A 16,677-nucleotide genomic window follows, 5' to 3' on the forward strand; every position below is an offset into this window, starting at 1 on the left:
AGCTTTTTGTATTTACTGGACTATAAGCTACCTCTGTACAGATTTATACACTAGCATACATATAGCCTTATGACAATCGTACGATTCTTATAGTCTAATCTATAATGATTGCATCGTGCAAGCGGAAGCTATAGATATAACATGCTTTCACAGGCATTCCCGTCAATCGCTGCAAGGCCTCTTTGTAGAGATCCATTTGTATTTTATAGCGCTTGATAAGGTCTTCTCCAGATTTAACACGATCTGTCTTGTAATCTACGAGAACCCATTCACCGTCCTCTTCAAAGGCCGTATCGATAATACCTTGGAGGAATAGATTCTCCCCATCCTCTAAGGTGTCGTATACACGTTTTCCTTCAAAAAGCATACTGAACGGCAATTCACGTTCGATGCGCTTTGCGTTGATAAGACGCTTCCCAAGGTCAGAACTAAAGAATTTATATAAACTTGTATCGCTCAATAGATTTCGTTCTTCCTCTGTGAAAGTCCCTTTCGTTACAAGTGCATCAAGCTCTTTTGTTAAAGAAGATTGGGTATACTGCGCAAGAGGTAGCCATTGCATGGCCTCATGCATCAAGGTCCCCCATTGAGCCCCCGTCAATACATCCTCTTCGGACTGTAGTGCTTGTGGCTTGCGGCCGAATACAGAATTAGCTAAATCATCAGCAGGAACTGTAATAGTTGGTACAGCAACATTACTTGTAGCGTCACGATCAACATTACAAACATCTAGCTTAATGGCTTGACCTAAGATTGCATCTGAAACGGCTCGTTTAGCCTCTGTATCTACCGTTACAATCGGTTCGTTTAGGGTATCAATAGTGCCTGCTTCAATTTCACGTTCTTGGAATCGTCGTTTTAATTCACTAACGGAAATCTTAGCCGTGCGCCGCGTAGCATCGCTGTACGGATAGGTATAGTTAAAGCGATCCACAATTTCCTGTGGTAGTTCCACAGAGTTAACAGCCTTTAACTCACGCACCTTATTGATAGTCGTTTCGTCAATATCCGCCTTGTAATCGAGGTCACCGTAGAGAGAGCCATCGTGGATTTCGACCTTGATGCGACATTTTTTATCTGGTAAGTCAAAATAGGTCGGTCCTTCGTACTCAATGGCTACGCGCAATGGATTACCACCGTCTAAATGACGGGTAAAGCCCATAATTAACCATTCTAGATACGTATTAGCTTGGGTAATAATATCCGTCGGCAATTGTTGACCTTCTACTGACGCTGTATTTTTAATGAGTTCACCTAAGGTACTCAACTTACCTTTAGCATTTTTAAAGCCTTTAAAATGACCTGTCATAATCAGCTTATCTCGTGCCCGTGTTAAGGCTACGTATAGAATCCGTTCTTCCTCTGCTTTGAGGGCCGCTTCCTTTACATCTTTTACATAGAACCACGGCATAGTTGGGAAGGATACCCGAATATCTGGGAAATATCCCTTAAGACCAAGTCCTGCATTCTTATCGATGAGTAGCTCTGAACGAAGGTCCATCATGTTGAATCCCTTTTGCACCCCGGATAAGAATACTACAGGAAACTCAAGGCCCTTACTCTTGTGGATGGTCATGAGGCGCACTACATTGTCCGCTTCGCTTACCACATTGGCAAGGGGCATATCTTGATTGCTATCGCGCAAGCTTTCAACAAAGCGCAAGAATCTAAAGAGACCACGGAAGCCAGAAGCCTCATAACCCTTAGCGCGGTCGTATAAGGCCAGTACATTCGCACGGCGTACGAGACCATTCGGCATGGCACCTACATAGTTTACGTAATCTTGAGATTCATAAATATCCCACAATAAATCGGTCACACCGTGACGGCGTGACAAGGTACGCCAACGCTCCATATGACCAATAAAGGATAATAAGCGCTCATCTTGTGCCTCTTCTGCATAGGCGGGCATGAGAGACCATAAAGAGCCCTCGCCAGATAGGCGCAAAGCACCTAGTTCGTTTGCATCAAGGCCAACGAGTCCGGAGTGCAACACCGCCGCCATCGGCAAGTCTTGTTCAGGATTATCTATAATGGATAATAATGCTAGTAAAAGCTGAATTTCTTGGGCTTCAAAGTAGCCATCCCGCTCGTTTACCACCGCAGGGATGCCCGCTTGGCGCATGGCTTCTACTGCACGAGTACCCCAGCCTGCCAAGGATCTGCGCAAAATAGCAAAGTCACGCCACTCGATTTGACGGAACGTGCCATCAGGATTTTGCACCTTCTTCTTAGCAGCATGGATTTCCTTAATCTTTTGGATAATGAAATCTAACTCACGCTCGTTATTTTCAGGGTCGTCCCCTTCATCTTCGTCGCTTTCACTAGCACTAAGGGTATCCTTACTTACATCGAGAAGCTGCAACTCCACGTCGCCTCCAACCCAATCTTCTGGTGCATCCTCTACGATACGGCCAGGAATGAGAGATTCTGCCTCCGTATAATTTAGCTCGGCCGCCTCTTCCGTCATGATTTGATAGAACAAGAAGTTCGTAGCGGCTAAAATATTTTCGTGAGACCGGAAGTTCTTTGCTAAGTCGATACGGCGTTCTACCGCATCAGTGTCGCCATAGGTATTATATTTCTCCATGAATAGAGAACTGTCCGCCATACGGAAGCTGTAAATCGCTTGCTTCACGTCCCCTACGTAGAACCGGTTATCAACACGAGAAATCAAGTTGATAATCGTCTCTTGCACGCCGTTCGTATCTTGGTATTCGTCGACCATGATTTCTTTGAACGTATCTTGCAGTTCCTTTGCCACGTCGGACGGCTGAGGATCATCCTCTGTGCCCGGTTCAACGAGAAGGGCTAAGCATAGATGCTCGAGGTCACTAAAGTCCATGATGCCCTGCTCTTGTTTCATATCTCGATACGCCTGATGGAACGCAATGGTTAGCTCTACAAGCCCTTCGATGATTGGATATTGTGCCTTGAACTGCTCTTGCAAGGTATCTTCTGGCACGGTAAACACAGCAGCTTGCATCGCTTTAAGGTCATCTTTATTTTGGGAACCTAAAGATTTAAACTCTGCTACCAATACAGGATCAAAGGCTTGTGCCTCTTTTGACCCCATGCGGAACTGGTCCTTAATAAACGTATCCATATGCTTACAAGCTTCACCCATGTTATCCCAAGTTTGAGCATTTGAAAGCATGCCTAGTGCGGCTAGTTGGTTATCGTATATGTTTTGCCATTTATGAGGACCCACTGGATCGAGCAAGATTTGCTCCATCCGTTCTAAGCGCTCGCGAATACGGTCAATAACAGCTACATGTTGATCCCACATATATTGGCCCCATAGGGTCTCACTAGGATTTACAGTCATAGCTTCTTTATAAGGCTCTAAGGCTTTACGTAACCATCCATCAGGATTGGCAAGGGACATGGCGTAGTTATATAGAGACATAATCTTCGCCGTTAAGCCTGCATCCGATTTATCATCACTAAAGAAGTCCGCCAATTCGTAGATATTATAAAGGCCTTCCTCATAGGATTTAGTTAATAAATCGGCTAATACCTCTTGTTGTAAGAGGGCCATTTCTGCTTCGTTGCCGATGCGAGCCGTTGGATTAATATCTAGCTTGTAGAAATAGGAACGAATTACCCATTGGCAGAAGGAGTGCAATGTAGAAATATGAGCAGACGGCAAGAGATTGAGCTGTCGTTCAAGACGCTCTTGCATAGCCTCGTCATCAGTAGACTCCATGGCTTTTGCCAAGGCAAGTCCGATACGGGCACTCATCTCTTGAGCAGCCGCCTTTGTAAAGGTTACAACCATGAGCTCTTGTACGGATAAGGGATTATCCATATCTTTAAGACGGGTAATAATGCGCTCTACGAGAACTGCCGTTTTACCTGAACCTGCCGCTGCCGCTACTAGTAAGGTTTGATTATCTAAGGACGAGTCCTTAGGAGCTATGATGGCAGACTCCTGCTCTGGCGTCCATTTAACACCCATGGTTTTCACCTCCTTCGTTACTATTATTTCTATCGCTACTGTTGCTTCCGTCGCTACTGTTATTTCCGTCGTTTAGAACCTCTTTCATCCGTTCTAATGCATCATCTTCAGATAAGCCAGACAGATAATTATATTTATTACGGCTAGAGTCAAAACGGCATACAGTACGATAGTCACAATATGTACATGGTCTAAAGCCATTCAATTGATATGGCTTAATCGGGAACTGGCCTTCCCCAATATTACGGCCCGTTTCAGCCATTACGTGGTTTGTATAACGGCACATTACGTCAAATTCGCCAGGATTCTTAACCTTACGCAAATCCCTACTAGAGATAGTTTGATCCTTTTTCGTAGCGATTGGTACATAAGGTCCTCTTTTAGATCCATAGGATAAAAATTTATTATCGATATGGGTCAACACCTCGATATCATCAGAGAAGTATCCACTGTTTTGCCATGCATTGCTTTCTTTAGCAAGTGATATGGCATCCTCATAGGATATAGGCGCATCGGCAGGAATTTTAGGGTTCTTCACATAGGAATACACCACAGCCGCAGGAGCTATCGATTCGCCCTTCGTTTTACCGTAAGCAGATTCTAAGGCCAACAGATAGGTCATAAGCTGCAATTTAAGACCATAGTATACATCTTGCGCCGTCACATGTGCGCCGCCCGATTTGTAGTCAATAACCATACCATAAGTTTGACCATCTCGGGTGTATTCATCGATGCGGTCAATTTGACCAATGAGGCGCAAATAACGGTCTTCTCCTAGAGGTACGCGAATTGGATCCCAGCCGCCTTGACGGCCAAAATCTTGCTCCAAGTATTTCGTATCAAAATCACTGCGCTTCGACCACTCTACGAGGCGGTCTACCGTCACATGTAATGTTCTTTGTACACGCTGCTCGATAGCCTTTTGGTAGGCATCGCTCGTTTCCTCGCCACCTTGATTTTCTTGTAAAATCTCTTCCGCTACCGTACGGCATAAGTTATGTTGGTCCTCTTCGTTAAGGTCACGCCATTGTTTATTGTTATCTAATAGATAATTACCTAAACGCTCTAAGTTAGCGTGAAGGAATGTACCAATTTCAGGAGCACCAAAGGAGCGCACACGACGCGGTTCTAGTTTCAAACCGTATTGAGCATAGAACTTGAACGGACATTGCTGATATCTCTCTAGGCGCGTTACAGAACCAGACATATAGCCTTTAGATAGGAACAATCCATTCACTAAATCCTTCGTAATGACAGGTACATCATTATTATCTCGAATACCACGAGATACCTCACCTAAACGAGGGCGGTAGGTATCGCTTTCACGAGCCCAGTTATAAAGGCCCCACCACAATGGATTGACCTCATGACCACTAAAGAGGGCGCCCCAGCGCTCTGACAATAGGGACAAACTCTGTAACGGTCGCCATACATAATCCGACTCAGTATCAGCTGCAATAGAGAGTGGAATATCTACCGCCTTATCTACATAACCAAGGGATTCTAATCGTTTCACCACGAGGGATGGCTCAAGGCCGGTTCCATCTTCGCCAGAACTTGCATAGGACAGCGTCAAGGAATGGGATGCCCGCGTCATAGCTAGGTATAATAGGAAATTTTCGTTGAAAGCCTTCGGCAATGCCCCTTCCGCCAAAGTAATACCGGCCTCCGCTAATTCCTGACGTTCCTTATCCTTGATAAGGCCTTCATCGCCCATGCTTTGTGGGAATACGCCTTGGTTGAGGCCCATGACGAATACCTTAGGCCACCATTGGCTATAACCACGTTCGATAGTAGTAATCACCACATGGTCCAAGGACGGAGGAATCATAGAATAATTCACATCGCTCAATCCTTCTTCGAGGAGCAACATCATCTCATCCAGTGTCAACACTTCATCCTTCATGACCATAGAGATTTCATCTATGAAAGAAATAACAGCATTATACATCTGTTCATGGCTGGCTTTAGACTCTTGATCCCCCACCGTTTCTGCATCTTTTGTCCATTCATAGAGACGCTGTGGCACTTGCAAGGTTTCTAAGAGACCATACAGCTGTGCACCCCACTCAGTGCCCGTATGTCCTTCGCTATGAGCGGCAAAGTCAAACCATGGGGATAGGATGTCCATAATGGTTTGCCTTGCTTGGTTGACACGAGCTCTACGAGGTGCATCAGCGTGACCTTCTTCATCTTGCCCTTCATGAAAGCCTCGTAAATACGGCCAGCTTTCACGTTCCCATTTATAATGGTCGATACCAAACTCGAGTACGTAGTTTTCTAATTCATCTACGGCCTCACGAGTAAGGGGCATCAAGTCTGTTTTAAGCAATAAGAACATGCTGTCTCGACTGTAGCTATGGCGCACGATATCAAAGAGGGCTGTCAACAATTCGCCTAATGGATGGTTTTTCATAGGCCGCTGACGGTCGATAAAATGCGGAATGCCATACCGACCGAAGACCTTTTCTAAGGTATCCCCGTACGTTTCCGACTCGCGAAGCATGATACATACATCGCGGTATCGAGCCTCTGGAGAGGATTCTACGTAGGCTAAAATACGGCGAGCCACCGCATCGGCTTCTCGTTCTCGATTATATCCACGAATAAGGGGAATAGTAGTATCAATAGAATTTTGCTTACTAGGACTAGTAAAGTAATTAGCCTCTAATTCTTGTACTATTTGAGGGCCCCGTTTCCCATCAAAACCAACCCAGTTAATACTAGAGCTATAACGAGCAACTAAAGTATCGTAAATCTCTAAAGGTCGGCTAAAGAGATGCTCCCCTCGACGAGCAATATTTAATACCTTTGGAGCCATTGGCAAGTCGATGGTAATAACTGCTTCCTTAGCCAAATCAAATAAGGTATAGATCAACTCGTAGTGAGTAGGCGTAAACCAATGAAAGCCATCGATAAAGACGTGGCTGTTTTCCATTAGTGGAGATTGAGGCAACACCTCAACGATTTCCATGATAGGATCAATATCGCGCTCCCCATGACGACTGATTTCCTCTTCATAGGCGGCCATACAAATGGCAAGCTCCTGCAATTTCTTTTGTAATACTTTATTTTTAACGGACTCCGCCCCACGTTCAAGGTCATTAGGACCGACGCGGAAGGCGCGAAACTCAGAAAAGAGCTGTTGTAATACAGAAGAAAACTCAGGACGTTTAGTAGCCTGTTCTAAGAGACCTAGCTCCTTTTGTTTTCGTTTCATAACAAGGCGCAACAACATAGACCGGCCAAAGCTAGATAAGCTTGATTGACCGGCCCCTTTGGAGCCTATCGATTGATATACTTGGTAACCCAAACGACCAAAGCCTACGACACGGACCGTAGTAAAACCTTTTTCAGGCATAAATTCTGCAAGTTCTCGCTCCACCCGATAGGTAGCTGGTTCGGGAACGAGTAAGATTATGGGTTCCCCTGGACAATCGGTCATCACTTGACGTATCCGTTCATATACGGCACGCGTCTTGCCTGATCCCGCTCGTCCATAATAGACGCTAATATTCATGAGACCTCCCTAGTGAAACGTTCACCATCTCAGTTTATATAATTTATATAATCAGCAAATTTCATCTTATTTATATATTTCTTGTTCTTAGGTATAGCCTAAAACTATTTTTTTCGATATAATATATTACTATACTAAGTATTATTATATAGTAATATGACATTCTGTGCTTAATTCTGGGGTTAATTTAAGCTAATTGTACAAAATTTGACTCATTTGATTATATTTGTTTATAATTAAGAAAAAAATTTATATTTTATTTACAATTAACAGAATTTCATATATAATACATGTTAGTATTTGTGTTATTTGTAAAAAATCATGTATTTAGGAGTGAATTATTATGAACAAAAAACATTTAGCAGCTGCTTTCGCAGTATTTGCAGCTACAACTATGTCTTTCTCCGCTTTCGCAGCATCTGTTGATGCTAATGCACGCGCTTACGAACGCGCTGCAGCTGAGCAATATACTTACGCTGCACCTCAAGCAGCTACACCAGCTTACCAATCTGGTTATGTAACAAGCGCACCACGCCCTGGTTACAAACCATTACCAGCGGTACCTTACACAGCAGGTGACATGGCTCAACAAATGCCTGTATCTAAAGAATTGGGTGATCCAATTTTCGTAGCACCTCAAACAACAGCTGTAGGTCTTCAAATCATGGATCCTATTGCACCTAGCTACCAACCTGTATACCAAGAAACGGTAACTTCTGTAACAGCTAATGGCAACGGCAGTGCATACGTTTCCCGTTATAAAACTAACCAATTAAATGCATTCGACTTGTTGTTGAACGGCAAATCCTACACTTACGACTTGCCTGCATACACTAACGGCTACCAAGTGAAAACTGCTAGCTCCTACAACCGTGCTGGTGATGGCGTTGCAAACGTATTCTCTACAAACGTAATCACTGAAGCAGTTGTAAATAACAACTCCTTGCGCATCACTGTTAACATGACTCAACCAACAGCTGTAGCAGCTGCTAAATTGCGCTCCATGCAACAAACTGGTCAAGTAGCAGGTGGTGAAGTAGCTGCATTGTTCGCTTACAATGAAAGCTATGATGGTGTAAAACAAGCTGCTCAATATGACGTATTCAACAACGGCAATCGTTACATCGTTGTAAAATCCGGTGCGGTAACAGTTCCAAACGGTGCACAACACCCTTACGCAACTGCATTGTTCGCAGTAACTGACGACACTGTAGCAGCTGTAACAGTATCTGGCAACACTGCTGATGCTTACGATTTAGTTAAAGGTACTGCATACGCAATTGCACAATCCGCTCGCGTATCCAATGCACGTACTCGCTAATTCTAACGACTAATTCGTAACGAATTAAATATAATGTGAAAGCTACAAGCCTTCACACATAAAGACTATATAAATCACCAAATCCCCTCATGAGATAACTCATGAGGGGATTTTTTATGGATCTTACCAATTAAATTCCTTACCAATTGAATTCTTAGATTTATTTTTTTACGATAATCTTGTAAATACTTCTAACGCTTTATAAGCCATCAAACGATAGCCACGCGCATTGGGATGCACTTCACCAGCAAAGACAATTTGGCCTATTTGGTCCGCTTCATATAAAGTTGTATAGAAGTCTATAACCTTTAAGTCATGCTCTGCTGCATAAGCTTTTAATCGGTCATTTACATCTCGCACAACAAGGTCTAACCCATCCATATCACTATCGATTTGTGTTTCCAAACCAATAATTACCTTTCCCTTTGTGCTCGCTAATTCAATAGCTTTCACCAAGGTCTTAAATACATACGCACTATCTCGACCTTGTAAAATATCATTGGTACCACACATTAAGAAGATATGACGTGTTGGATCAGCTACGGCTGTAGACGCCCATTCTTCAATATTATAAATCATGCCTTGCACAGAGCATCCATCTTCACCATAATTTGTAAAATGTACATTCTCTATAGATGCATCACAGATTTCAACCCACCCTTGGCCATAAGGCATATCATAACCACGGGTAATACTATCGCCAAAACAGATAATTTCCATATCAAGACCTCCTGTACTATGCAATAATCATATAACAAAAAGATGATTATACACAATATACATATTATGGAGTTTTATATGCATTTCTAATGGAATTACATGTATGACTATGGTATACTAATTCCACATAAGAGAGGTCTAACATGAGAAAACTTTATCCCTTTTTAATACTAGCATTAGCAACATTGCAATCTGCTAGTGCGATTTCACAATATGAATTAGAAAACAAGCCTACTCAATACCAAGTAGCTTATAATAGTCCTTCAGAGACTGTGTATATCGACTTAAGTACAATCAGTCTAGCACAGGCAGGTCCTACGTATAGCACGCTTCATGCTCGTACAATTAGTCTGTATAAAAATCAGAATATCATAGCCGATTATTCAACTAATTATACATATCATCGAGGTAACACCTCTAAAGATATTTATCTTATGGATTGGCATGTGGCACCAGCGAAATTCTACCAAGTAAATGGCGCCCCTATAGGAGCTGCTAACAATCAGCGTTCTGTTCTATCTACAGGTGCTCATGTCGCTACAAAGGGCTCTGCGGTTGCTGAAATAGGTCAATTTATTTTACATAATGCATTGGAATTGGAGCGTATTACCTATACCTTTACGAACCCCTATGTACCACCACGTCCATATAAACCACTAAGTACACCTCCCCCAACAGAAGATAAGCCATTATTTGGTGTTCAACCACCACCAGGCGTATACAAACCGCTCAACCAATTAGAATCACCTTATACATCTAATCAACCACGGTTAACACCTTCTAAACTAGGTGTATATGGTCCTGTCCCACCACTTTCTCCACAAGGTCCAAGACCGAGTGACTGGATTCTTGATATCCAAAATCAAGATATGCCAGATCCTAATACACCTATGAGTGAATGGAGACCGCAACCGGACTATCACGCACCACAAAAACCTTAGGCAATATAACTAATATAAAAACGAAAGAGACTGAACAGCTCCTTACCTTAGGAGAACTGTTCAGTCTCTTTTATTTCATATTTTGTTTCTATACAATCAGATAAACCTATTGTATGATGCTTTCACATTATTTAAGACGTACAAAGAACAATGCGATGGCACCGATAACAGGAGCGATGGCAAGAGTCATCAATGCAGATTGATAGCTACCTGTAGCAGTTAACATGCTGCCCAAAATCATAGGTGCCAACATAACACCGATTTGGTTAAACAAGTTTACAAATCCTGCTGTTGTACCACGTAAATGAGGTGCTGCAGATTGAATTACGAGAGCATTTGTTAAAGCACTATGCATGAAAGCACCAATACCAAGAATTGGACCTGTTATAAAGAGCATATCTGGATTTGTGGTGCTCGCAAAGAGGATCAATGCTGGTGCAAATAAGAACATAACAAGCGCCACCAAATGGTTCTTCTTAATCGGTAATATATCGGACAAAATACCGATAGTCGGTTTCGCAATAAGCGCGGCTAAACCAAAGGCAGACATTACATGACCTGCATAGATGGCATTAACGCCGAGCTGTTTAACCATGTACAAGTTTGACCATTGCGCCACCGCCCAAGTAGCACCGGTAGCAAAGAAGCCTGCAAAGGCAAGGCAACAAATGTTGCGATTCTTCAAAACATGTAACAAGTTTTCCTTTAAAGAAGTCTTTTCCCCTATATGAGCAGATGCAGCACTCACCTCTGCTTCTCGTTGAGCTAAGATATCAGCACTTGGCTTACGAACCGTAAAGTAGCTAAGAATGAAAACAAGGATTGGTAATACCGCTGTTAAAAGAAATGCATTTTGCCATCCATAATTAGTTGCCACATATGGTGCGTATAGGTTTACAGTGGTCAATCCAAGGGATGTACAGGACATAAAGATACCAACTGCAGCACCACGTTGATTAGGACCAAAGTAATCCCCAATAGCACTTAAACAAGATGCTTGTACAGGACCAGATACGATACCTAATAAGAATCGTAATACCCAACCATAGGTGTAATTATCTATGGTACTCATCAATGCCGTAATAACTGCCATGGCAAGCAAACTCACCAAAATAGTGTAACGATAACCTATGCGATCCGCTAAGATACCACCTGGTAGAACCATGATAGCATAGCCCATATAAAAGGCAGATAAATAAGCCGTCCCCATTTGAGGCGTAAAATTCAATGCCTCGTTAACGATAGGCATCAAAGATGCCCAAGATAAGCGCATAACAAAGCTAATCAAAAATGTTAGCCATACACTGACAAGAATTAAAATTTGAGTTCGTGAGAAACTAAGTCGATTCATACGAGCTCCTTTCTACAGAAAACCAAATAAACATAAGGCTAGCATATCATAGCGAGCACAGATTGGCTATATAAAACTGATATTATTTATTATATAAACTGATAAACAAGCCCTCTACATACAATCAGCACTACACCTTATCTATAAAATGAATTTTTTAGGCTACAGTCCGTTATAGTATTTAAATGAATGAATTAAAAAAGAAATATCGGATACTTCGTACAAATACGTTTGGATTTTATACAAGCAATTTTTATGAGTAAATTTTACTTCTATACTATCTTCTTTATCTTTAAAAGTGAAAGCACTATCAAATATAACCCATTCAACATCATTAATGAAAATTGATGTTTCTTCTAATGGTTGATATTTATGATGACCATCCACTATATTTTTTATATGAGTGTCAATGTGTGATTCATCATTAATCCAATAAGTTCTGAATATAAAAATCTCACTAGCATCTATTTTGTGTACTGCAAAAGTTGGTAAAGGTTCGTCTCCTAAAATAATAGTTTGCACACCTTCTACAGCTAAAACAGATAAATAGTTATGCTGAGAGCAAGCTAAAGAATAATGCTCTTCTGGTTTTAAATCTACACAGCCCTGCCATATATTGGCATCTGATTTTGGTAACATGACTAATGGACCACCATAAGTGTCAATATTATGTGTTTTAAAAAAATTCATTGCAAAACCTTTATGTATTAAAAATTTAAATTTTAGCTAACTAAAGTTACTTCAAGAAAAAATTATAGTTGATATTAAAAGACAGCAATCAACATACACTTGGAGGTTCAAAGTTTGCTGCTTCTTCTTGAGTGAAATTCCTTTCAGGTTCTCTAGCAGGAATGATTCTCCCCACCCAACAACCCAATCGGATCTTGATTAACAAACCAACCTGCATCAGAATCGTAATAACGCAACAAGTTATGCTGTGCGGTAGGCGAAACCGCGCAGTTTTTTCCGTCTCGTCCGTAAATGGCGGTCAGATTGCCCTAGCCAGAATCGACTTCGGCAAACAACAGCCGTGCACCGCCATCAGAGGAGGCGATTGGGTAGAAGTCGTCTAAAAAACAGAAACCGTGTGCGTGCGTACTCCACATACCCTACGTCAGAACTGGAGGTTTCATGCGGGCTACTGCTTGCTATTTATCATATATTTCCAAATTTTCTAATTCACCTTCATAAGTTATTTGAGCAGATATTTCCATATCCGGAAGAAATGAACCAGAATAGTATATAAATACTAATTCATCAAAATATGCTGTAATATTGACAATTTTTAAATCATCTGCTAATTCTTTATTATCGAATTCCGCTGGTTCATAATCACTTTGCTCATAACAAGCTTGATTAATCTCTATTGAAATGTCTCTTATTAAATCATCAATGTTTATTCGTTTAGAAAAGTTCTCTACCCTATCAAGAATTGAATAAATTTGGCTTTCTCTTTGTATATCTCCTGATTCATCATCAATAAAAATAGGTATATCATACGGTTGCATACCACTAGGAGATAAAGATATTAAAGCAGTAGCTTTACCGTCATTAATTTTTAAATTTTTAATCATTGATTAAATCCTTTCTAGGGTTGAAATTTAGAAAAAATAATTTAAATTAATCAACATTTTGACGATTTTCGTCTACGAGTAATCAAATTATAAATAAAAGCTTTTATCTTACTTCCTGCTTTTTCTGTTTGTAGAACCTTACCATCTGGCATTCGTTTCCATTTATAGGTTTTCCCAGTATTTGTTGCACGATATTCAGCTTTTACTCCTTTATCTCCCACAGAATCCCTAATAAGCTCCCCAAACACGGAATGTGCTAGTCCCAACGGGTCAACCCAAGTCTGTATATTAGATGCAAACGAATACAGATTCTCCCCACCAAACAACCCAATCGGATACTGATTCACAAACCGACCCGCATCAGGCTTATAAGATCTGAAAAAGTTGTAATGCAGCCCTATTTCTTCTTCAAGGCCGCCTGAAAAGTGGAAACCGCGTTCGTGCGTACCGCACATGCCCTACGTCAGGACTGGAGATTTCTACGGGCTACAGCTACTTTTCTAGAAACCTTGGCTTATGTATTCGATTGACAAAATAATAAGTAGAGTTAGGAATTATTTATTAACTTTTCGAGATATTCAATACTTCTGAATAAATAATGTTCACCTATTTGCTGTATCAAATTTGATGAGTCCCCAAATAATATTTTTTCTAAATACTTTTTAAGAATTATAAGCTCATCTTTTTTTAAGAGATTTAAAGCATGAGTGATGTTTTCTGCGGTAGGTATATTTATAATAAATTCTTCTATATTTACTGGAATATCATCATTTCTAATGCCATTGCTGATGGCATCAAAAATTATAGGCATTAAATAATTTATTCCTTCTGGTGTAAAAAAGATGAATGGTACTAAATTATGTTCATCAATAATAATTTTCTCTATTGGGGTATATTCGTAATACTTAAATTCCTCTTTAAATTCCTCTATTTTATAGATGTTTTCTCGATAAAGTTTTTTGAACAATCCTTCTTTAGGATAATCTCTATAGGAAATTTTCAGGAAGGGCATATTTATCTCCATTATGTTAGATAACTTTTACATTTATAGTGATTTTTCCATGCGGTGTATTCGCTAAACCACAAGAGGTTGCCTTCTTTATCGGTCATCTCTCTTGGGATGCCGATTTGGTCGCAGTGGAAGTAGTGGGTTTGTTGGTCGCTTTCTCCGGCTTCGTTGACCCGCTTGTATACCTGTGCCAGAGGTTCGTGCGTACCGCACATGCCCTACGTCAGGATTGGAGGGTTCATGCTCGCTACAGTTTGCTAATTACTTTAATTTAGATATGTATAGAATGCCATTTCCCATCATAACTATCAAATTCTTTTACATTATCTAATTTCCAGAGACCTGCCTGTTTTTTAAATTTATAAAGTCTTTGCGCTTCCATTCCAGCGTAAAGCACATCACTTTTTACAGTTATAGAGCTACCTTTTTCTTCTATTTCAATGATTTTCTCGTTGTTCGGATTGAATGTTGGAGATCAGAAAACTATTTAATACTGTCTCAATACTTTCATTCATAATTTAATCCCTTTTAGTTTTGTTTAAGTCGTTTGTACGAAGAATAATCCATCAGATAGATCTCGATTTATAAAAATATATCCGATGTTCTCAGTTAGATAAAAAATTTCATTTACTTCTTCAGGTAGATCCATTCCTAAGATTTGACCTATGAAAATATATTTTTCTAGAAAATCATCACTCTCTTGCTGTAAATATTCAGGTTGTCCTCCTAGAAAACTCATTTCATCTAAATTCTCAATAGGATTAATTGGATAAAATTTATCTAGGTTAAACTTGAACTGATTTTTATCTCCGATGATAACTTTCGTGTATCCTTGAATAGCATCGTCAATTTCAGTAATGTAGTCAAGAAAATAATCTTCTTTATCATAATAAGAAAAAACGTAAATTACTTTATCTTTATATTCCATATCCTGAAAATCTGTTTTAAATTGAGGTGCAATAGTTAATAGATTTTCAATTGGTATGAAAGCAACCAATGCTAACTCATGACCATCCGGCGCTATCACTTTATTTGAATAGTCTAAATCTAGCCCAACTAATATATTATTTATATTGGGTTTGCTATCTAAAAAGTTAAAATTAACGCATCCATTTTTTTCCATTTAAATTCTCCTAAAAATTTAAGGGCATTTCTTACCTGATTTTTTCAATTTTCTAAGAAATTTCTTGGCTTCTTTTCTTAATCCTCCTCCAGAAGTTTTGGGTTTGTAATGATAATCCGCTAAACCTTATTAATTAATTTATATTTATCAATATTTTTAATTCGTCTGGTAGTTTGGCACCATTTCTATATGCCTTTTTAGCCCAAAATATGGCTTTTTCTTTATTGCCTTGTGTGAAAAATAAATCGGCTAAATTGGATTGGGCAATTGGATGTCCATTTTTTGCCGCTATCTCTAGCCATTTAAATTCCGAATCTTGATCTAAAGATACAAACATATGGTATTGATATAATTTGAATGCTGAGTTTTTATCTCCATTAGTGGCGTTCTTTTCGAAAATTTGAATTTCTTCATCTGGAATCCAATAAGTATTACCTGTTGATATAAAGTTAGTCATTTTAAATTTCTTTCCGGATGTTGTTTACATGATATTAAAGGGGTTATTACGTCGGGATTGGAGGTTTCATACGGGCTATGGCTTGCTTTGAAATCTATTTTTGAACGTAAGAAATTTATCATATGAATTCAATTGCTCAGCAGAATAATTTTCCATAATTTCAGCATAATCACTATCTGCAATAGAAACAAAAAATATTACATTTTTTGTTTTTTCCTTATCTACGCTTGCTATCGCTTTTTTAAAACCTTCTATAATTGAATCATATACTTCTGCCTGATATTGCTCAAAATTATCTTCTGATATTAATGTATTTGCATCATTAAGAATATTTTGAATCTCATTATTGAATATACTATCTATTTTCTCAGGAACCTCTCCAAGTCCTATTGCAAATTGAGAGTAATACCATTTAATAAAAGGCTGGTCTTCTTTTGGGTAGTTTACTTTTTCTATTTCGTAGTGAGAAATAGTGTTAGCAGCCCAACCCAGATATGAACAATAGTCATCAATATATAATGTATAGGCAAAAACTTCATTAGAATTATATCTTTCTAATACAAATTTAAATGTCTCTGTAACTCCTTTAGATACATTCTGGATTAAATCTTGAATTATATAATTACTTAAAATACTCATTTTATTGTTCCTTTTATAAGTTTTTATTATCAATCAGTTTCTATGCACATTTACTACGTGA

Annotated in this window: 14 protein-coding genes; 2 read left to right on the forward strand and 12 right to left on the reverse strand. The window is 39.7% G+C overall.

Annotated features, from left to right (window positions below; all coding sequences use genetic code 11):
- Positions 1 to 94 precede the first annotated feature (94 nt).
- Positions 95 to 3,961, reverse strand: coding sequence for a helicase-exonuclease AddAB subunit AddA (addA, locus tag VCHSUH04_RS01705; protein WP_105085075.1), 3,867 nt, complete (start codon positions 3,959 to 3,961; stop codon positions 95 to 97).
- Positions 3,951 to 7,481, reverse strand: a complete 3,531-nt coding sequence (locus VCHSUH04_RS01710) for a PD-(D/E)XK nuclease family protein (protein WP_105085076.1) — start codon at positions 7,479 to 7,481, stop codon at positions 3,951 to 3,953. Before VCHSUH04_RS01710 ends, addA begins: the two co-directional genes overlap by 11 nt.
- A gap of 343 nt (positions 7,482 to 7,824) precedes the next feature.
- On the opposite strand from VCHSUH04_RS01710, the gene VCHSUH04_RS01715 reads away from it, so the two are divergent.
- Complete coding sequence (locus VCHSUH04_RS01715; protein ID WP_105085077.1) at positions 7,825 to 8,802, forward strand: hypothetical protein; 978 nt, start codon at positions 7,825 to 7,827, stop codon at positions 8,800 to 8,802.
- A gap of 168 nt (positions 8,803 to 8,970) precedes the next feature.
- On the opposite strand, the gene VCHSUH04_RS01720 is transcribed toward VCHSUH04_RS01715, so the two are convergent.
- A complete protein-coding gene (locus VCHSUH04_RS01720; RefSeq protein ID WP_105085078.1) occupies positions 8,971 to 9,522 on the reverse strand; it encodes a GDSL-type esterase/lipase family protein in 552 nt (183 codons plus the stop codon).
- 143 nt (positions 9,523 to 9,665) lie between these two features.
- Between VCHSUH04_RS01720 and VCHSUH04_RS01725 the strand changes: the two genes are divergently transcribed.
- The gene (locus VCHSUH04_RS01725) at positions 9,666 to 10,463 is read left to right on the forward strand and encodes a hypothetical protein (RefSeq protein WP_105085079.1); all 798 of its coding nucleotides are present in this window, start codon (positions 9,666 to 9,668) and stop codon (positions 10,461 to 10,463) included.
- A gap of 127 nt (positions 10,464 to 10,590) precedes the next feature.
- Here VCHSUH04_RS01725 and VCHSUH04_RS01730 read toward each other — a convergent pair whose 3' ends face one another.
- The 9 genes from VCHSUH04_RS01730 to VCHSUH04_RS01775 form a co-directional block, all read right to left on the reverse strand.
- Complete coding sequence (locus tag VCHSUH04_RS01730) at positions 10,591 to 11,814, reverse strand: MFS transporter (RefSeq protein ID WP_105085080.1); 1,224 nt, start codon at positions 11,812 to 11,814, stop codon at positions 10,591 to 10,593.
- Positions 11,815 to 11,976: 162 nt separating this feature from the next.
- Positions 11,977 to 12,504, reverse strand: a complete 528-nt coding sequence (locus VCHSUH04_RS01735; protein WP_105085081.1) for an Imm21 family immunity protein — start codon at positions 12,502 to 12,504, stop codon at positions 11,977 to 11,979.
- A 458-nt stretch (positions 12,505 to 12,962) separates the two neighbouring features.
- A complete protein-coding gene (locus VCHSUH04_RS01740) occupies positions 12,963 to 13,388 on the reverse strand; it encodes a hypothetical protein (RefSeq protein ID WP_105085082.1) in 426 nt (141 codons plus the stop codon).
- 50 nt (positions 13,389 to 13,438) lie between these two features.
- Positions 13,439 to 13,843, reverse strand: a complete 405-nt coding sequence (locus tag VCHSUH04_RS01745; RefSeq protein ID WP_105085083.1) for an RHS repeat-associated core domain-containing protein — start codon at positions 13,841 to 13,843, stop codon at positions 13,439 to 13,441.
- 92 nt (positions 13,844 to 13,935) lie between these two features.
- Entirely contained in the window at positions 13,936 to 14,400 is a 465-nt protein-coding gene (locus VCHSUH04_RS01750) for a hypothetical protein (RefSeq protein WP_199176413.1), read from the reverse strand.
- A gap of 11 nt (positions 14,401 to 14,411) precedes the next feature.
- Positions 14,412 to 14,612 carry an RHS domain-containing protein gene (locus VCHSUH04_RS10365; RefSeq protein ID WP_105085085.1) on the reverse strand — a complete coding sequence of 67 codons (201 nt, stop codon included), beginning with the start codon at positions 14,610 to 14,612 and terminating at the stop codon, positions 14,412 to 14,414.
- A gap of 323 nt (positions 14,613 to 14,935) precedes the next feature.
- Positions 14,936 to 15,520, reverse strand: a complete 585-nt coding sequence (locus tag VCHSUH04_RS01765) for a hypothetical protein (RefSeq protein WP_105085086.1) — start codon at positions 15,518 to 15,520, stop codon at positions 14,936 to 14,938.
- Positions 15,521 to 15,653: 133 nt separating this feature from the next.
- The gene (locus tag VCHSUH04_RS01770; RefSeq protein WP_105085087.1) at positions 15,654 to 15,977 is read right to left on the reverse strand and encodes a tetratricopeptide repeat protein; all 324 of its coding nucleotides are present in this window, start codon (positions 15,975 to 15,977) and stop codon (positions 15,654 to 15,656) included.
- Between the two features lie 75 nt (positions 15,978 to 16,052).
- Positions 16,053 to 16,616, reverse strand: a complete 564-nt coding sequence (locus VCHSUH04_RS01775) for a DUF4303 domain-containing protein (RefSeq protein WP_105085088.1) — start codon at positions 16,614 to 16,616, stop codon at positions 16,053 to 16,055.
- Between the last annotated feature and the right edge of the window lie 61 nt (positions 16,617 to 16,677).

Source organism: Veillonella sp. T14073-2, from assembly GCF_002959875.1.
Classification (GTDB): Bacteria; Bacillota; Negativicutes; order Veillonellales; family Veillonellaceae; genus Veillonella; species Veillonella infantium.